The organism is Magnetospirillum molischianum DSM 120 (assembly GCF_000294655.1).
Taxonomy (GTDB): Bacteria; Pseudomonadota; Alphaproteobacteria; order Rhodospirillales; family Magnetospirillaceae; genus Phaeospirillum; species Phaeospirillum molischianum.
In genome coordinates this window covers 1-971 of sequence record NZ_CAHP01000029.1, presented here as the reverse complement: position 1 = coordinate 971, position 971 = coordinate 1, and the positions used below count along the sequence as shown (strand labels likewise).

Sequence of the window (971 nt, the reverse complement as noted above, 5' to 3'; positions counted from 1 at the left end):
CACGGGATCAGGTATTGACGTTCTGCGCGGCTTTCCATGCCCATGGCAGCAGTTTGTCGAGCCGGTTGACGGGATGCCCATTGAGCATGCGGGTCAATATGTCGGCGAGATAGGCATAGGGTTCGACGTCGTTCATTTTGCAGGTCTCGATGAGCGAGCCGAGGATGGCCCAACGTCCGCCTCCGCCCTCGGACCCGGCGAAGAGATGATTTTTGCGTCCCAAGGCGACGGGACGAATGGCGCGCTCGACCGGATTGGTGTCGAGTTCGATGCGGCCGTCATCAAGGAATCGGGTCAGCGCCGGCCAGCGTGCGAGGGCATAACGAATAGCGTCGGCAAGGGGGCTCTGTGCCGGCACAAGGGGCAGTTGGGTATCGAGCCAGAGGCGCAATTCCAGAATGAGCGGCTTCGATTCCTGTTGCCGCACGGCCAATCGATGGGGTGGAGGATGTCCCCGGACCTTTTTCTCGATGGCATAGAGTTCGCTGATGCGGCGCAAAGCCTCCAGGGCGATCGGCGATTCCGTACTCTTGGCGACGTCGTAAAAGTAGCGTCTGGTATGACTCCAGCAGGCGGCGAGGGTGACCTCCTTTCGTGCCGTCAGCGTCTCGAAACCGGCATAGCCATCGACCTGCAGAACACCTTTGAAGTCGGCCAGATGGGTCTGCGGGCGTTTGGCTTTGCGGTCGGGTTCGAAGAGATAGACGGACGCGGGCGGATCCTTGCCGGCCCAACCGCGCTGGTCACGGGTATAGACCCAGAAACGGCCGGTTTTGGTCCGGCCACGGCCGGGATCGAGGACCGGCACCGGCGTATCGTCGGCGAACAGGAGGCTGGACGACAAGACGCTGGTCTTGAGCCGGGTGTGCAGCGATTCGAGCCACCAGCAAGCGCCGCCGACCCAGCCTGCGAGCGTCGACCGATCGAGATCAAGCCCGAGGCGGTCATAGATTTGCGCCTGCCGATAGAGC

Annotated in this window: 1 protein-coding gene; it reads right to left on the bottom strand. The window is 62.2% G+C overall.

Features of this window, described 5'->3' with window-relative positions:
* Window positions 1-7: 7 nt before the first annotated feature.
* Window positions 8-971: IS66 family transposase (gene tnpC / locus PHAMO_RS12935; RefSeq protein WP_040567181.1), on the bottom strand; the 964-nt coding region annotated here is incomplete at its 5' end.